Source organism: Streptomyces sp. WMMB 322 (assembly GCF_900090145.1).
Taxonomy (GTDB): domain Bacteria; phylum Actinomycetota; class Actinomycetes; order Streptomycetales; family Streptomycetaceae; genus Streptomyces.
On record NZ_FMHI01000003.1, the window covers coordinates 42,755 to 57,703 of the forward strand.

Below are 14,949 nucleotides of genomic sequence, written 5' to 3' on the forward strand. Positions count from 1 at the left end.
GCAGCACCCCGACGGTCCCGGGAGGCACACCGCCTCCCGGGACCGTTCTCGTTCCCGCCCCGGGCGGGGTCCGGGCCCGGGCCCGTCAACAGTTCCCGTTCCCGTCCCCGTCCCCGTCCCCGTCCCCGTCCCCGCTACAGCCAGTCGTGTTCCCGCGCGTACCGTGCCGCCTCGTGCCGGGTGCGGGTCTGGGTCTTCTGCATCGCGTTCGAGAGGTAGTTGCGCACGGTGCCCGGCGCGAGGTGGAGCTGGGCGGCGATGTCGGCGACCGAGTAGCCTTCGCCGGTCGCCCGCAGGGTGTCGGTCTCCCGGTCGGTGAGGGGGCAGTCGTCGACAAGGGCGAGTGTGGAGACGTCCGGATCGATCCACCGCTTGCCCTCGTGCAGGGTCTTGATGACCGACGTGATGTGTGCCGGTTCCGCGGACTTGCTGACGAAACCCTGGACTCCGATTTTCAGCGCCTTCCGGAGCACGCCGGGCCTGGCGTGCCTGGTCAGCATGAGGATCACCTGCTCCGGCAGTGCACGGCGGATCTCCGAGGCGGCACCGAGTCCGTCGAGGCCGGGCATCTCCAGATCGACGACGAGGACGTCGGGCCGGTGCCGCAGCGTGACCTCCACGGCTGTTTCGCCGTCGCCTGCTTCGGCGAGCACGGTGATCTCCCCTTCGAGAGCGAGCAGCGACGCGAGGGCCTTGCGGAGGAGGGCCTCGTCGTCGGCGAGCACCACGGTGGTCATCTCTCGTCCTTCCCCGTCGTCACAGACCGGCTCGGTCACGGGCGTGCGGGAACACCGCGGCCGTCAGGAACCGCCCGTCCTTCCGCTGCACGGTCAGCTCTCCTCCGTCGTCCGCCAGGCGCTGCCTGAGGACGGAGAGCCCTCGCAGCTCCGGAAGCGGGTCATGCTCGGCGCCGTCGTTGACGATGGTGATGCCCGAGCGCGAGAGCGTGATCCGCACCTCGGTGGCCTGCGCGTGCCGCAGGATGTTGGTCGTCGTCTCGCGGAGGACCTGGCCGAGCAGTTCGTCCGCATGCGCCCCGGCCCCGGCGGTCCCCGTCCCGGTGGTGTCGGTCGCGGTCCGGCGCTCGACGCGCACCCCGATGCCCGCGGCCTCGAAGAGGTTTTTCGCGTTCTCCAGCTCCGCGGACAGGTTGAGGCGCCGCTGCGCGTGGGCGAGTTCCTTGGTCTGGGCGATGGTGTCTCCGACCAGGGCGTGCACCTCGACCAGTTCCTGCTCCACGCGTTCGACGTCGCTGTGCAGCAGCTTCCGGGCCAGCGCGATCTTCAGCTTCACCACGTGGAGCGTATGCCCCTGGATGTCGTGCAGATCGCCGGCGAAGCGCATGCGTTCCCGGACGACGGCCAGCTCCGCCTCGCGTTCCCGCGACTCCTCCAGTTCCGCGACGACGGCGTAGAACCGCTTGTTGGGGAACATCAGTCCGGTCACGACGGCGGTGATACCCGTCGGGATGATGACGTACTGGGTCAGAACACCGACGACGTCCTCGTGCGAAACCGCGAGCCTCAGTGCGCCCACCGCGGCGACGCAGACGCTCAGCGCGACGGCTGCCGCACCCCGGTGGCGCGGCAGTTGGGGGACGGTCTGGGTGCCCACGACCAGGAGGCCGAAGAACGCCGTCGTGCTGCCTGCGGGCGTCAGCACCCCGAAGAGCCACACCCCCGCGGTGATGACCAGGCAGGGGAGTGCGACGCGGCAGATGTCGCCCGCCGCCCACCGCACGAAGGCCACGACGGCCGTCACCACCCCCAGGCCCAGGACGACGGCTCCCCACCAGGACCGGGCGTCGAGCGCCACCGTCAGCACTCCCGCTGCCGCCAGCAGCGGAAGCAGCATGACGAGGTTCAGCTTGCGCAGCCGTTCCTGCGTGTCGCCGCGGCGGAGAGAGGCCTCCGGGTACGTGTTCGTGCCGGCCGGCCTCACCGGGGCGCACCGGAGCGCTGAAGCGCCGCGCGGCGCAGGAACACGCGACGCACGGACCCGCGGCGGGACGCGCTGCACGGGGAGATGTCAGAGGTCTCGACCGCGTCGGCAGTGCGCGGTGGGCGGATCTGCATGTGCGGCGCTCCGGGATCGGAAGCTGGGAAGCTCAAAAGCCGTGGTCGCTCCCCAGTAAACGTCCGGCGTCCTCGCGCCACCAGTGACGCAGCGTCATACCTTCACCCGGGGAAACGTCACGGTGGAGCGGTGACGTGGCCGCACTGCCGCCCGGGCACGGCGACAGCTGGAATCGGGGCATGTTCCCGACACCAGTTATCGACGTCGAACGTCTGAATCTCGAGTACGGCGGATTCCACGCCGTGAAGGACCTGTCCTTCCAGGTGCGGCCCGGGGAGTTCTACGCGCTGCTCGGCACGAACGGCGCGGGCAAGACCTCGGTCCTGGAGACCGTCGAAGGCCACCGCTCCCCGACGTCCGGCACCGTGCGCGTCTTCGGGCAGAGCCCGCGCGACCGTCGCGCCGTCCGGCCCAGAACGGGAATCATGCTCCAGGAGAGCGGCTTCTCCCCGGACCTCACGGTGAAGGAATCGGTCCGGGTGATCGGCAGGCTCACCGGGCGCACGGACAGCGTGGAACGCGTCCTCGGCCTCATCGGTCTCGTCCACAAGGCCGGCACGAAGGTCTCCCAGCTCTCCGGCGGTGAGAAGCGGCGCCTGGACTTCGCGACGGCCGTGTACGGAACGCCCGAGCTGATCTTTCTGGACGAGCCGACCACCGGACTGGACATCCAGGCCCGGGACGACCTGTGGGACGCCGTGGAGAAGCTGCGCGAGGAAGGCTCCACCATCGTTCTCACGACGCACTACCTGGAAGAAGCCCAGCAGCGTGCCGACCGGATCGGTCTCATGCACGAGGGCACCTTCCACCGCGAGGGCACCGTGCCGGAACTGACGCGGACCCTGCCGTCCGTCATCCGCTTCTCGCTTCCCTCCTGCGCACCGCCGCATCCGCTGCCCACGGCGGGCGGGCACGACGGGACGTTCCTCGTCGAGACCTTCGACCTGCAACGGGACCTGCACGTCCTGCTCCGCTGGGCGGAGGAGAACGCGGTGGATCTGACGGAACTCGAAGCCGGGCCGACGCGGCTCGACGACGTCTTCCGCTCCATCGGCAGCGAACCGGCCACTCCCGCGACCCTTCGAGAAGAGGACCTCCACCATGCCCTCGATCGCTCTCAGTGAGCTGGTCCAGATGTTCCGGAACCGCCTGGTTCTGGTCACGATGTTCGTCGTGCCCGCGGCCCCCAGCGCGTTCTTCCTCCACAAACGCGACCTCTTCGAATCCCTGGGCTTCGGATACGTCGCAGCGGTGGTGCTGTTCATCGTGATGGGGACGGGCCTGTACGCCACCACGGTCACCACCCTCGCCTCACGCCGGCAGAACCTCTTCCTCAAGCGGCTGCGATCCACCACGGCGGGGGACGCCACCATCCTCTCCGGGCTGCTGCTGCCGGTCACCGTTGTCGCGCTGGTCCAGGTGACCGTGATCCTGACCGTGCTCGCCCAGGTCGCGGAGGAACCTGACAGCGTCCTCCTCCTGGCGGCCGCGGTCCTCTCGACGGTGGTCATGATGCTCGGCCTGGGGCTGGCCACGGCGGGAGTGACCAGTTCCCCCGAGCACGCCCAGGTGACAACGCTTCCCATCAGCGTCGGCACCATCCTGGTGGCCGGCTGGGTGGGGATCAGCGGCACCGACGAACTCACCCTGCTCAAGCGGCTGCTTCCCGGCGGCTCTGCCGCCGAACTGACCGTCAACGCCTGGGGCGGCGGCGTTCCGGTCGCCGACTCGCTGCTCCTGCTGGCACCCACGCTGGGCTGGGTCGTCGCCGCCGTCGCGCTGGCCGCACGGTTCTTCCGCTGGGAACCGCGCCGCTGACGCCGCGCGCGGCGGATCACCGGGGCACCGGGGCACCGGAGCACCGGGGACGACGGAGGACGGCGGGCGCAGAGTGCCCGGCGTTCCGGCCGGAGGACGGCGCCACCACCCCGGCGGCCCGCCTGCCGGCCCGGCCGCCGGGCCGGGGCTGCGCGGTGCGGGCTGCCGCCCGAGGCCTGAGGAGGCACGTCCGCGCGTACTGACCGAACACCACAGCATCGGGACACCACAGCGTCCGGAGCGGACTCCGGACCGGAACCGGAAGGAAGGCCGAGGCATGCCCGCGCAATGGGAGTACAAGGTGCTGACCTACGACCTCAAATGGAAGGGCTTCGACTACGACCAGATCGAGAAGGACCTCAACGACCTCGGCCGCCGGGGCTGGGAAGCGTTCACCACGCTCGCACCGGGGATCGGCGCCGGCCATGTCAACGAGGTCACCGTGATGCTGAAGAGGTCGACCACCTGATGCCCGGGGTCCCGGCGGAACCTGCCGGGCCCCGCCCGGCGCAGGCCGCCGGATGCAGGCTCCTCGGCGGGTGTCCCGTTCCGGTTCCCATTCCCCTGTCCCCGTTCCCGGTTCCGTTCCCGGTTCCGTTCCCCGTTCCGGTTCCGAGGGGCACGGCAGCACGGACGGCACGGGCAGATCGGATTGGCGAAAGAAATCCGAGGGACGCGGGTGTTGAAGTGAACGACGGACCGACGCCGACACAGCGAAAGTAAGGAAGCTCTGCGCCATGGCAAAGATCCTGATGGTCGTCTCCGCCGCCGACAGGCTCACGCTCGCCGACGGCACGACCCACCCCACCGGCTACTGGGCCGAGGAGGTAGCCGTCTCGCACCGCGTGCTGCGTGAGGCGGGCCTCGACGTGGACATCGCCACTCCCGGCGGCGTGCGGCCCACGGTCGACCCCGTCAGCCTCGATGAGCGCGGCAACGTGGACGAGGCCTCCGCGAAGGAGTTCCGCGCCTATCTGGACGCCCTCTCCGGCCGGTTGGACAAGCCGCTCACCCTCGGCGACGTACAGGCCGCGGACTACGACGCGGTCTACATTCCCGGCGGTCACGGCCCCATGGAGGACCTGGCACGGGACGCCGACCTCGCCCGTCTGCTCAGGGAGGCCGACAGCGGCGGCAAGGTCGTCGCGGCGCTGTGCCACGGCCCCGCGGGAGTGCTCAGCACCAGCGGCGGCGAGGCCGGCGAAGGCTTCCCCTTCGCGGGCCGCAGGCTCACCGTCTTCACGGACGAGGAGGAGCGGCAGGGCGGCCTCGGCGAAGCGGTGCCGTACTTCGTGGAGAGCAGGCTCCGCGAGCTCGGCGCCCTCGTCGAGACCGCCCCCGCCTGGACGAGCAAGGTCGTGACCGACGGCAACCTCGTCACCGGGCAGAACCCGCAGTCCAGCGCCGACACCGCCCGGCAGGTGCTGCAGACGCTCAAGGACAGGGGCGTCGCCTGAGGCGGAGCCCCCTGACGAGGCGGGCCGCGCCCCCTGACGAATGAGGCCCCGGGGAACACGGCCCCTGCCTCATGGCAGCAGATCGTCCACCGGAACATGCCTTCCGCTCAGCAGGCCCGCCTCACGGTAGGCGGTCTGCTGCTTCGACAGCTGCCGTGTGTCGGTCCTGAGCCCGGGGTCCCACCGGTAGGCCGGTGTCCTGCGGAGCAGCCCGGTGTCCTGACCGGTCGCCCTGGCCAGGATCGTAAGGTTCGCCCTTGAGGTTCTTCCGTCCCCCTGGAGGTCGGCCGCGCCCTTCCGCAGTGCCGTGAGGAACTGCTGCGCGACGGGCCGGGGGACGAAGTCCTGCCCGGCGATGAGGCCGGTGGCCACGGTGCCCTCCGGCGGCACCGCCAACTGGTCGGCCACATCGGCCCGTTCCATGGCCGTGGTGAACGGGGCGGGCGACAGCGCGGCGTCCGTACGGCCCTCGGCGAGGGCGGCCCGCATGCCGGTGAACGGGACGTCCACCACCTTCACGTCTTTCAGCGTCAAGCCCGACTTCCGCAGGATGACGTCCAGTTGGTAGCCGCCGGCGCTCCCCGCACCGCCCGCGACGGCCACCCTGCGGCCGCGCAGGTCCGAGGGCTTCTCGACCTCCCCCGACCGCTTCAGACTCCGCGAGACCTCCAGCGCCGTGGGAGAGGGCTTCTCGCCGGTCGAGGCACCCATGGACGCCGCGACCTTCACCTTGAGGCCCTCGGAAACGCCGTCGAACAGAGCGGCGGAGAACCCCGCCGCCACCATGTCCACCTCCCCGTAGGCCGCCAGCGGCGCCACGTCCTGCCCGGCCTTCACCTTCCGCATCCGCACGTCGATGCCCTCTTGCCTGAAGTAGCCCTTGGCGTCGGCCAGATAGAGCGGCGCGAAGAGCAAGGACGGTACGTGGGCGACGTCCACCACCGTTCGGGCAGTGTCGTCTTCGCCCCGTTGCGCGCTTCCGCCGCCGCCCGCCGCGCACGCGGCGGAGAGCAGACCCAGCACGGATAACACGGACAGCAGAACAGGCAGCGGTTCATGACGGCGAAGCATTGGCGAGGAGTTCCTTCCGGGTCGGATGGACGGGATGGACGGCGATGCCCCGGTCGCCGGGCTCTCGTTCGGCACCCGACGGTCAGGCCATGTCGGACTGTTCATCATCCGGCACGTAAGTCGACTCCCGCCTGTTATTTGCTCCTTGGCGCCCACCGGGAGAACGCCGACCCGCTTCCCCACGGTCACCCGCCCCGGCGGTCTCCCCGGCTGGGCCCTGCCGGTTCAGGGACCGTCCGCCGGACAGTCCTAGACGCGGCGCCAGCGCGCCAGCATGAAGGAGAAGAGGCCGTACAGGGTGACGCCGACGGCGATGGCCACGAGCAGCCACGGGCCCGCGGGAGTGTCGGCGAACGACCGCAACGCGCCGTCCATGCCCTTGGCTTCGCCGGCGTCCGAGGACCAGGCCGCCTCCATCGCGAAGATTCCCAGGGCCACGAGGACCGCTCCGCGGGCGACACCGCCGCTCACGCCCAGCAGATCCACCCACTTGCGGCTCCTGCGGGGAATGCGCGACATCTTCAAGTGATCGTGATACTTGCGCCGCAGTGCCTGTATGCCGCCCCAGCCCCCGAACACCGCGATGACCAGGCCGACTCCGCCGACCAGCAACTCCCCCGCCGGGAGGGACAGGGCGCGGGCGGTGACGTCCTCCGACTTCGCGTCGCTGGAAGAGCTGCTCCTCGCCCCGACGGCGTAGGACAGGACGGAGAAGGACAGCACCGCGTACAGCGCGAACCGCCCCGCCGACATCAGCCGCTTCCGCGCCTTGTGCCCGCCCTTCTCCGACGCGCCGAACACGGCCTCGGACAGCCGCCACAGCGCCAGCCCCGCGAGCCCGATCCCCACGGCCCACACGAGAAGCTGCCCGAAGGGCTGCGCCGCCAACTCCCGCAGAGCACCGCTCTGATCGGCCTGCCGGCCACCGTCACCGTCGCCGACCGCGATGCGCAGCGCGGCCAGCCCGACGAGGACGTACAGCACGCCCTGCGCGACCATTCCCGCCCGTACGACACCTTCGAGCACCGAGCTGTCGGCGGCCCGCCTGGCGCTGCGCCGTCCCCGTCTCATCACTGCCGGTGCGTTCATGTTTGCGGCCTCCCCTGCCCCTGGATCACGCCGGACCTCGGCGTACCTTCGCGGCTGAGCTGTTGCCCCGGCCGGGGTGAGAAAAACGCGAAGCTCGACTTGTCGCCCGGGGGCGGCAGTTCGGTCAGGGTGAGCGAGGGGAGCATGCTGCGACCGGCCGCGGCGACGGAGAACAGCGGCCTTCGCGTGGCCGAGTGGGCCGGGGCAGGGCCGGGGCAGCGCCGAGGAGAGTCGTCAGAACCGCACCGTCCGGTCGCGGGTTACCTCCGGGACGGCGAGCACGGCGTCGAACGCCTCCGGCACCGGGGTGGACAGGACGGAACTCTGCGTACGGATCCGCTGCAGCAGCGGCTTCCGCTCCGCGTCATGCGGCGACGGCCGCAGATCGGTGAGCGTGATCGCGTCACCGGCTCCGGCGTCGACGAGCGCGGCCTCGACGCTGCCCGTCCCGGCGTCTTCGAGACGGGCGTCGGCGAGGGTGAAGCCCACCTCGGCGGCGGGGTCCGGATACATCTCCGGGACATGGTCCGAGGTGTGGACGAGGGCCACCGACCTGTAGTCCCGGCCGAGCATGCGCCGCAGGTGCTGTCCCATGGGGAGCGCCGTGAGCACGCCGTCGAACTCCACCGCCGTCTTCTGGATGTGATTGTTGTGCGAGGCGAGCACGATCCGGGCGTCCGGTCCGGCGTGATCGAGGTGCCAGCGAACGGATTCGGCCATGAAGGTCTCCCGTACCGACAGGTCCGCGGCCATGGCCTGTCCGGACATGAGCCCGTTCATCGCCCGGAACATGTGGTCGGTGTGGCATGCGGCTTCCACCCTTCGCAGGGCGATGCCGAAGGGTCCCCGGCCGGCGCGGGAGACACAGAGCGGTTCACCGGCCCGCAGCCGGAGCAGCAGGCGCGCCAACGAGGCCGTCAGAGCGTCCTGTTCGGCGGAAGAGAGCGCCGCCCACGCGGGCGCCGCCGCGGCGCCGGAACCCGCGCCGTCGAGGAAGCGGTCGCTGATCTCCAAAGCGGCGTCCACCAACGGGAGTGCACCGGGGTCGGCCTCTCGCAGGTAGTCGGCCACCGGCTCCAGGGCGGGACGAAGGGCACCGCCCGCCTCGGGCAGGTCGATGCCGGCGAACCGGAGAGGGTGGCGGCCGGCGCGGTTGTGACGTCGTAGCCAGTGCATGAGGTCCGCCGAGCCCCACTCCGCCGCGCTCCGGCTGACGTTCGCCAAGTCGGCGTCGTCGCCCTCACCTTGGAGCCACCGGTCGAGGGAGAAGGCTTCGCTGAAGCCGAACTCGAAGGCGAAGACCGTGAATCCGCACCGTTCGGCGAGGAAGCGCAGCACCCGTTGGCGGGCCCGGAAGAACTCCTCGACGAAATGGGCGTTCTCCCCCACGGCCACGACGCGGGCATCGCCCACGATCTCGCGCAGCGGCTCCAGATCGTCCAGAGGCTGCCGCGGATCGAGGGTGGTCAGAGTGGAGACGTTCTCGCGGAACCAGGCCGCGAGCACATCGCGGGGCGAGGTCTGGTCAGGCATCGGTGGGACCTGTCTTTCGGCTCTGTGGTCGGAAGGCGCCGCGCGCCTGCACGGCGGAACGCGGCAACGTGACGATGCGCAGGGGCAATCGGCGCCGGTCCGCCGCACATGGACGACGCGGATGCCTCGACGGGCCCCTCAGAGGAAAAGACTGCCTACTGCCATGATTGCAACGTAGCGCCGAAGACCGTTCCGCACACCTGGATAACCCGCTCGCCACCCCGAGTTCCCTGCCACGTCCGGCCGTTGGAGACCGCAAGTCCGGCACGGCAGGCAGGCGGTTGCGCTCAGTACGAGCCGTTGTCGAACCTCGCTGCGACTGCCTCTTCCAGAGTGAGGCCGCTCTCGTCCCCCTCCGGCTCCAGGAACGCGTGGACGATCGCGAGAGCGACCGAGCCGAAGAGCGAACGACCCCTCTCATGGTCCAGGATGTCGGCTGCGGGGTCTCCGACGGCTCTCAGGATCATGCCGTCGGTGGCGGCGGACAGCGCGTTCGCCAGGTCGTCCAAGGTCAGCCCCGGACGCAGACGCAGACCGCGCTGGCGTAAGACGTCCTCGTACAGCTTCTTCCACGAACCGAGATAATCCTCGTACATGCGGGAGATGGCACGCTTCACCTCCATGTCGCCGTCGGCCGACGTCATCAGCGCGAGGGCCAGACGGACCGACGGCATCTCCACACCCTCGGCGGTGTGCTCATAGGCCATCTCGTGGACAGCGCGCACGAAGTCCGGGCCCTTCACCAGCTTCCTGGTGTTCGCGGCACGCTGCCGCCGGTACTTCGGGCGGTAATTCTCCCTCCACACGGCGAAGTTGATCAGATCGGCGACGAAGTCCGACTGCGACCTCCACGCGCGCCGCAGTGCCCGGGCAGTCCCTCTCCTCGGAAAAGGGCGGGGGTTGTTGGCGACTTCGTCGGCAACACCGCGCTGGGAGAGGAAGCTGAGAAGGTACGGCTTGCCGTGGGGGCCACGTTGCGCACCGGGGCCGAGGTTCCGTTCCAGCAGCCGCATTCCTGCCGCCAAGTACGCCGCCGTGAAGGGGTCGTTCGCGAGCCGTACGCGCGATTCCGGCCTGCTGCGGTCGAGATGACGCAGCACCCCGGACAGGTCCTGGTTGTAGGGGAAGGGAAGCAGGCGCTTTCCGGGCCGGAATCTGGCTCTGCCGCCCGGAGGCCGTGGCTCGTTCTCAGCTGTCATGCCCGCATGATTGCCGAGTCCTTTGCACCCCGACAGGGGCGCAGGTGCGCCGTAGTCGGGGCGGATCCACGGCTGCGGCGCAGTTGCGCCGCAGCGGGCTCACCCGCCGCCGGGCTACACATGCATCCTCCGACCGGTGAAGGGTGTGACCGAAGATGCTCACTACTGGGATGACCGTCGCGGACGCGGCATGGGTGCCGGCGTCCGTCGTCGTCAGCGGCGCGCTGGTCCGGCTGATTCTGGCCCTGGTGGCGGCTCACGCGGCGCGCAAGGCGCTCGGGCCGGTCGGCGGCTCCGGAGCCGCCGACCGGCTGCGCGCCCACCGCCTCGCGGTGCTGCGCGCGATCCTCAACGGCCTCCGGAAACCGAGGCGTTGAGCGGCGCGAACCGGCACCGGCACCGGCACCGGCACCGGCACCGGCACGAGGGTGGCGTGCGGCCGCCCGGGCCACCGGCGCGGCGAACTCGTCCTCCGGTCTCATCGCGCCTTCCCCGCCCCCGCCGAGGTCAGTAGTACCCCTTCGTCCCGTCGAGCAGTTCGCGGACGATGTCCGCGTGCCCTGCGTGGCGGGCCGTTTCCTCGATCATGTGGTGCAGGATCCATCTCAGGGACGTCTGGCCCGCGTTGTAGCCGGGGTGCCGTCCCACGGTTTCGAGAGCGGGTGCCGCGGTGATCCGGTTCGACACCTCGCACTGCCGCTCGTACTCGTCCAGCAGCCGCGCAAGCGGAACGCCCTCGACCATCATCTCCGCGTCCTCGGGGCCGTCCTCGAACAGTGGTCCTTCGGCGGGCCCTCCGGTCAGCAGGACCTCGAACCAGCAGTGCTCGACCCAGCGCATGTGCGAGACGAGCCCGGCCATCGTCATGTGCGGCGAGGCGGGCAGCACGGAACGGTGCGCATCCGCGTCCGAAAGCCCCTCGCACTTCCAGTGGATGATGGCGCGCTGCATGTCGAGCCATGCGACGAGCTGCGTCCGCTCGTCGGCGTCGGGCCGTGGGCGTACGCGAGGAGGCGGCATGCCGGAACGCTAGTCCTTCCGGCCGCCGCGCCGCACCTCAGTTTCGGGCAGTTTCGGCGCACCCGACGGTCCCGCCGCGCACGGGCTTGAATATGCAGGTATTTACTTGCATGATTGAACCGTGAGCATGGACGTGGACAAGGTCTTCAGGGCCCTGGCCGACCGGACCAGGCGGCACCTGCTCGACCGTCTGCACGAACACAACGGGCAGACCCTGGGCGAACTGTGCGGGCGCCTCGAGATGACCCGCCAGGCGGCGACGCAGCACCTGGCGATTCTGGAGGCGGCGAACCTGGTCAGCACCGTGCGACGGGGCAGGGAGAAGCTCCACTACCTCAACCCCGTCCCCCTTCACACGATCCAGGAACGGTGGATCGACAAGTTCGAGCGCCCGCGCCTCCGGTCGCTGAGCGCACTCAAGCAACGAGCGGAGAACGCCATGACCGACAAGCCGCGATTCGTGTACGTCGTCTACATCGAGAGCACCCCGGAGAAGGTGTGGAACGCCCTCACCGACGCCGACGTCTCCGGCGCCTACTGGGGCCACCGCAACGTCTCCGACTGGCAGGAAGGCTCCTCGTGGGAGCACCGGCGCACGGACGGCTCGGGCGTGGCCGACGTCGTCGGCACGGTCGTGGTGAGCGAGCCGCCCACGCGCCTCGTGACGACCTGGTCCGACCCGGCCGCTCAGCCGGCGGACGAGCCCTCGCGGGTCACCTTCGACATCGAGCCGCACGGGGAGATCGTCCGGCTCACCGTGACCCACGAGGACCTCAAGGACGACAACGAGCGGGAAGAGGCGGCCTCCGGCTGGGCGGCCGTGCTTTCCAACCTCAAGTCCCTTCTGGAGACGGGCAGTCCGCTGCCGCGGGAGCCCTGGCTGGTCCCCTGAGGCGGGCGGGCCGGCTGCTTGCGCCGGGATGCGAGCGCGGTTCCGGCGCAGTGCGGCCACCGACCGGCCAGTCTGACGGGACTTGCCACCGGGGCGTCGGCGTCAACAGCGGTCGTCCGGCCGGCCGGGCCTCCTGGATGAGGCGGCAGCCGGTCTACTCCTCGAACGGGTCGAAGCCCTCGTACTCGCCCAGGGCCTCGTCGCGCTCCGCCTCGCGGTCGCGCCGGCGCTGGGCGGCGGGGCGCGGGGCCTCCATGCGGTGGTCCTCGCCGCGGCGGCCGAGCATCTCCGCGCCGGCCATCATCGTCGGCTCCCAGTCGAAGACGACCGCGTCGTCCTCGCCGCCGATGGCGACGCCGTCGCCCTCGCGTGCACCCGCCTTCATCAACTGCTCCTCGACACCTAGGCGGTTGAGGCGGTCGGCCAGGTAGCCGACTGCCTCGTCGTTGTTGAAGTCGGTCTGGTGGACCCAGCGTTCGGGCTTCTCCCCCCGTACGCGGAAGAAACCGTCGGCCTCCTTCGTGACGGTGAAACCCGCGTCGTCCACGGCCTTCGGGCGAATGACGACCCGCGTGGTCTCCGTCTTCGGCTTCGCGGCGCGCGCCTCGTCGACGACCTTGGCGAGCGCGAACGAGAGCTCCTTCAGCCCCTGCCGGGAGACGGCGGAGACCTCGAACACCTGGTAACCGCGTTCCAGGAGGTCGGGACGGATGATGTCGGCGAGGTCCTGGCCGTCGGGAATGTCGACCTTGTTGAGGACGACGACGCGCGGCCGCCCCTCCAGGCCGCCGTACTGCGCCAGTTCCGCCTCGATGACGTCCAGGTCGCTGACCGGGTCGCGGTCGGATTCGAGGGTTGCGCAGTCCAGTACGTGCACGAGGACGGAGCAGCGCTCCACGTGCCGCAGGAAGTCCAGCCCCAGGCCCTTGCCTTCGCTGGCCCCGGGGATCAGGCCGGGAACGTCGGCGATGGTGAAAACCGACGAACCGGCCGTGACCACACCGAGGTTGGGCACCAGGGTGGTGAACGGATAGTCGGCGATCTTCGGCTTGGCCGCGGACAGCACGGAGATCAGCGACGACTTCCCCGCCGAGGGGTAGCCGACGAGGGCCACGTCCGCGACGGTCTTCAGCTCCAGCACGATGTCGCGGGCCTCGCCCGGCTCACCGAGCAGCGCGAAACCGGGCGCCTTGCGGCGGGGCGAGGCGAGGGCGGCGTTGCCGAGGCCGCCCCGGCCCCCCTGGCCCGCGACGAAAACGGTGCCGTTGCCGACCATGTCGGCGAGCACCTCGCCCTTGCTGTCGAGGACGACGGTGCCGTCCGGGACGGGCAGAACCAGGTCCTTACCGTCCGCTCCGGAACGGTTGCCGCCCTCCCCCGGCCTGCCGTTGGTGGCCTTGCGGTGCGGGCTGTGGTGGTAGTCGAGGAGGGTCGTCACGTCGGTGTCGACGACGAGGACGACGTCACCGCCACGGCCGCCGTTGCCCCCGTCCGGACCGCCGAGCGGCTTGAACTTCTCCCGGTGGACGGAGGCACAGCCGTGGCCCCCGTTACCCGCGGCGACGTGCAGCTCGACGCGGTCCACGAAGGTGGTCATGTGAGGTGCCTCCAGGCTGAGGATCGTTGCGTGGTGTGCGGTACGGGCCGACGCGGCCCGGGGCGACGGGGGAACGTGGCGCTGACCGCGGCCCGCTCACGGGCGGGCCCACGGGAGTCCCAACGCACCGAGGGCGGACCCGCTTCCCCTGCGTACGAGCGATGCGTACGCACGGGAGCGGCCGTCCGCCCTCGGTGGTGATGCGTGCTGCGATGCGCTGCCGGCGAGGCTGATTACTCGGCGGCAGGAACGATGTTCACGACCTTGCGGCCGCGCCTCGTGCCGAACTGCACCGCGCCGGCGTCCAGCGCGAACAGCGTGTCGTCCCCGCCGCGGCCGACACCCGCACCGGGGTGGAAGTGCGTGCCGCGCTGGCGGACGAGGATCTCACCGGCGTTGACGAGCTGACCGCCGAAGCGCTTCACACCCAGGTACTGGGGGTTGGAGTCGCGGCCGTTCCGGGTGGACGATGCGCCCTTTTTGTGTGCCATCTCTAGCTCAGTCCTTACTTCTTCTTGGCCGGCGTGGGGATGTCAGTGATCTTCAGCGCGGTGTGCAGCTGACGGTGGCCGATCCGCTTCTTGTAACCGGTCTTGTTCTTGTACTTCTGGATGCGGATCTTGTCGCCCTTGTGGTGGTCCACCACCTCGGCCGAGACCTTGACCCCGTCCAGCACCCACGGGTCGCTGGTGACCGAGTCACCGTCCACGACAAGCAGGGTGGAGAGCTCGACGCGCTCGCCGGCCTTGCTCTCGGAAATACGGTCGACCTCGATGACGTCGCCCACGGCCACCTTCTGCTGGCGGCCGCCGGTGCGCACGATTGCGTACACGCGGAACTCTCTCTCGCTAGTCACGGAACCCCCGACGCCAGCCGCCCGGCGCGGAGATCCGGCACACGGTGAAGACACCGCAGCCGAGCCCCACGATCTGATCCGAGTGGATTGAGCGGCCTCTCCCGCACTGGTGCCGCGGGAGGGAGTTGCTCAGGAGCGTGGCGCGTCCTGATCGACACGCCAGCGCTCAAGGTTACGGGGCGCCGCACACGCTGGTCAAACCGGTGCCCGCGGCCCCCGACGGTCCGCGTCGGGCCGCACGTGGGCCGGGTTCCCGTACGGGTGAAGGCCGTTGCCGGGCTGTGGACCGACCCCCGAGGCCGGGGTCCGGACGGTCCTCGCGGGCTCGCGCGACGGCCGAG

General features: G+C 70.4%; 16 protein-coding genes. 6 read left to right on the top strand and 10 right to left on the bottom strand.

Annotated features, from left to right (window positions below):
• Positions 1–134: 134 nt before the first annotated feature.
• Positions 135–737 carry a response regulator transcription factor gene (locus tag H180DRAFT_RS06115; RefSeq protein WP_055484976.1) on the bottom strand — a complete coding sequence of 201 codons (603 nt, stop codon included), beginning with the start codon at positions 735–737 and terminating at the stop codon, positions 135–137.
• 19 nt (positions 738–756) lie between these two features.
• Positions 757–1,941: a sensor histidine kinase gene (locus tag H180DRAFT_RS06120; RefSeq protein WP_254665907.1), complete on the bottom strand. Its 1,185-nt coding sequence runs from the start codon at positions 1,939–1,941 to the stop codon at positions 757–759.
• Positions 1,942–2,255: 314 nt separating this feature from the next.
• Between H180DRAFT_RS06120 and H180DRAFT_RS06125 the strand changes: the two genes are divergently transcribed.
• From H180DRAFT_RS06125 to H180DRAFT_RS06140, 4 genes are all read left to right on the top strand, one after another.
• Entirely contained in the window at positions 2,256–3,200 is a 945-nt protein-coding gene (locus tag H180DRAFT_RS06125; protein WP_055485248.1) for an ABC transporter ATP-binding protein, read from the top strand.
• Positions 3,178–3,894, top strand: a complete 717-nt coding sequence (locus H180DRAFT_RS06130; protein WP_055484977.1) for a hypothetical protein — start codon at positions 3,178–3,180, stop codon at positions 3,892–3,894. Before H180DRAFT_RS06125 ends, H180DRAFT_RS06130 begins: the two co-directional genes overlap by 23 nt.
• A gap of 277 nt (positions 3,895–4,171) precedes the next feature.
• Positions 4,172–4,363, top strand: a complete 192-nt coding sequence (locus H180DRAFT_RS06135; protein WP_055484978.1) for a DUF4177 domain-containing protein — start codon at positions 4,172–4,174, stop codon at positions 4,361–4,363.
• A gap of 268 nt (positions 4,364–4,631) precedes the next feature.
• Positions 4,632–5,351, top strand: coding sequence for a type 1 glutamine amidotransferase domain-containing protein (locus tag H180DRAFT_RS06140; protein WP_055484979.1), 720 nt, complete (start codon positions 4,632–4,634; stop codon positions 5,349–5,351).
• Between the two features lie 69 nt (positions 5,352–5,420).
• Here the strand turns inward: H180DRAFT_RS06140 and H180DRAFT_RS06145 are convergent, their stop codons facing one another.
• From H180DRAFT_RS06145 to H180DRAFT_RS06160, 4 genes are all read right to left on the bottom strand, one after another.
• Positions 5,421–6,422, bottom strand: coding sequence for an ABC transporter substrate-binding protein (locus tag H180DRAFT_RS06145; RefSeq protein ID WP_199822472.1), 1,002 nt, complete (start codon positions 6,420–6,422; stop codon positions 5,421–5,423).
• 249 nt (positions 6,423–6,671) lie between these two features.
• Positions 6,672–7,511: a DUF1206 domain-containing protein gene (locus H180DRAFT_RS06150; protein ID WP_055484980.1), complete on the bottom strand. Its 840-nt coding sequence runs from the start codon at positions 7,509–7,511 to the stop codon at positions 6,672–6,674.
• A 234-nt stretch (positions 7,512–7,745) separates the two neighbouring features.
• Positions 7,746–9,044: an erythromycin esterase family protein gene (locus H180DRAFT_RS06155; protein WP_055484981.1), complete on the bottom strand. Its 1,299-nt coding sequence runs from the start codon at positions 9,042–9,044 to the stop codon at positions 7,746–7,748.
• Positions 9,045–9,331: 287 nt separating this feature from the next.
• Positions 9,332–10,243: a hypothetical protein gene (locus H180DRAFT_RS06160; protein ID WP_055484982.1), complete on the bottom strand. Its 912-nt coding sequence runs from the start codon at positions 10,241–10,243 to the stop codon at positions 9,332–9,334.
• Between the two features lie 155 nt (positions 10,244–10,398).
• Here H180DRAFT_RS06160 and H180DRAFT_RS06165 point away from each other — a divergent pair, with 155 nt between their 5' ends.
• The gene (locus H180DRAFT_RS06165; protein WP_139151365.1) at positions 10,399–10,620 is read left to right on the top strand and encodes a hypothetical protein; all 222 of its coding nucleotides are present in this window, start codon (positions 10,399–10,401) and stop codon (positions 10,618–10,620) included.
• Between the two features lie 130 nt (positions 10,621–10,750).
• Here H180DRAFT_RS06165 and H180DRAFT_RS06170 read toward each other — a convergent pair whose 3' ends face one another.
• Positions 10,751–11,263: a DinB family protein gene (locus H180DRAFT_RS06170; RefSeq protein WP_055484984.1), complete on the bottom strand. Its 513-nt coding sequence runs from the start codon at positions 11,261–11,263 to the stop codon at positions 10,751–10,753.
• A 133-nt stretch (positions 11,264–11,396) separates the two neighbouring features.
• Between H180DRAFT_RS06170 and H180DRAFT_RS06175 the strand changes: the two genes are divergently transcribed.
• The gene (locus H180DRAFT_RS06175; protein ID WP_107097595.1) at positions 11,397–12,155 is read left to right on the top strand and encodes an ArsR/SmtB family transcription factor; all 759 of its coding nucleotides are present in this window, start codon (positions 11,397–11,399) and stop codon (positions 12,153–12,155) included.
• A gap of 154 nt (positions 12,156–12,309) precedes the next feature.
• On the opposite strand, the gene obgE is transcribed toward H180DRAFT_RS06175, so the two are convergent.
• The 3 genes from obgE to rplU form a co-directional block, all read right to left on the bottom strand.
• Positions 12,310–13,752, bottom strand: a complete 1,443-nt coding sequence (gene obgE, locus H180DRAFT_RS06180; RefSeq protein ID WP_055484986.1) for a GTPase ObgE — start codon at positions 13,750–13,752, stop codon at positions 12,310–12,312.
• A gap of 233 nt (positions 13,753–13,985) precedes the next feature.
• Positions 13,986–14,243 (bottom strand): 50S ribosomal protein L27, encoded by a 258-nt coding sequence (gene rpmA / locus H180DRAFT_RS06185; RefSeq protein ID WP_055484987.1) that lies wholly within the window; start codon positions 14,241–14,243, stop codon positions 13,986–13,988.
• A 14-nt stretch (positions 14,244–14,257) separates the two neighbouring features.
• On the bottom strand, positions 14,258–14,584 hold the full coding sequence (rplU, locus tag H180DRAFT_RS06190) for a 50S ribosomal protein L21 (RefSeq protein ID WP_055484988.1): 327 nt from the start codon (positions 14,582–14,584) through the stop codon (positions 14,258–14,260).
• Positions 14,585–14,949 lie beyond the last annotated feature (365 nt).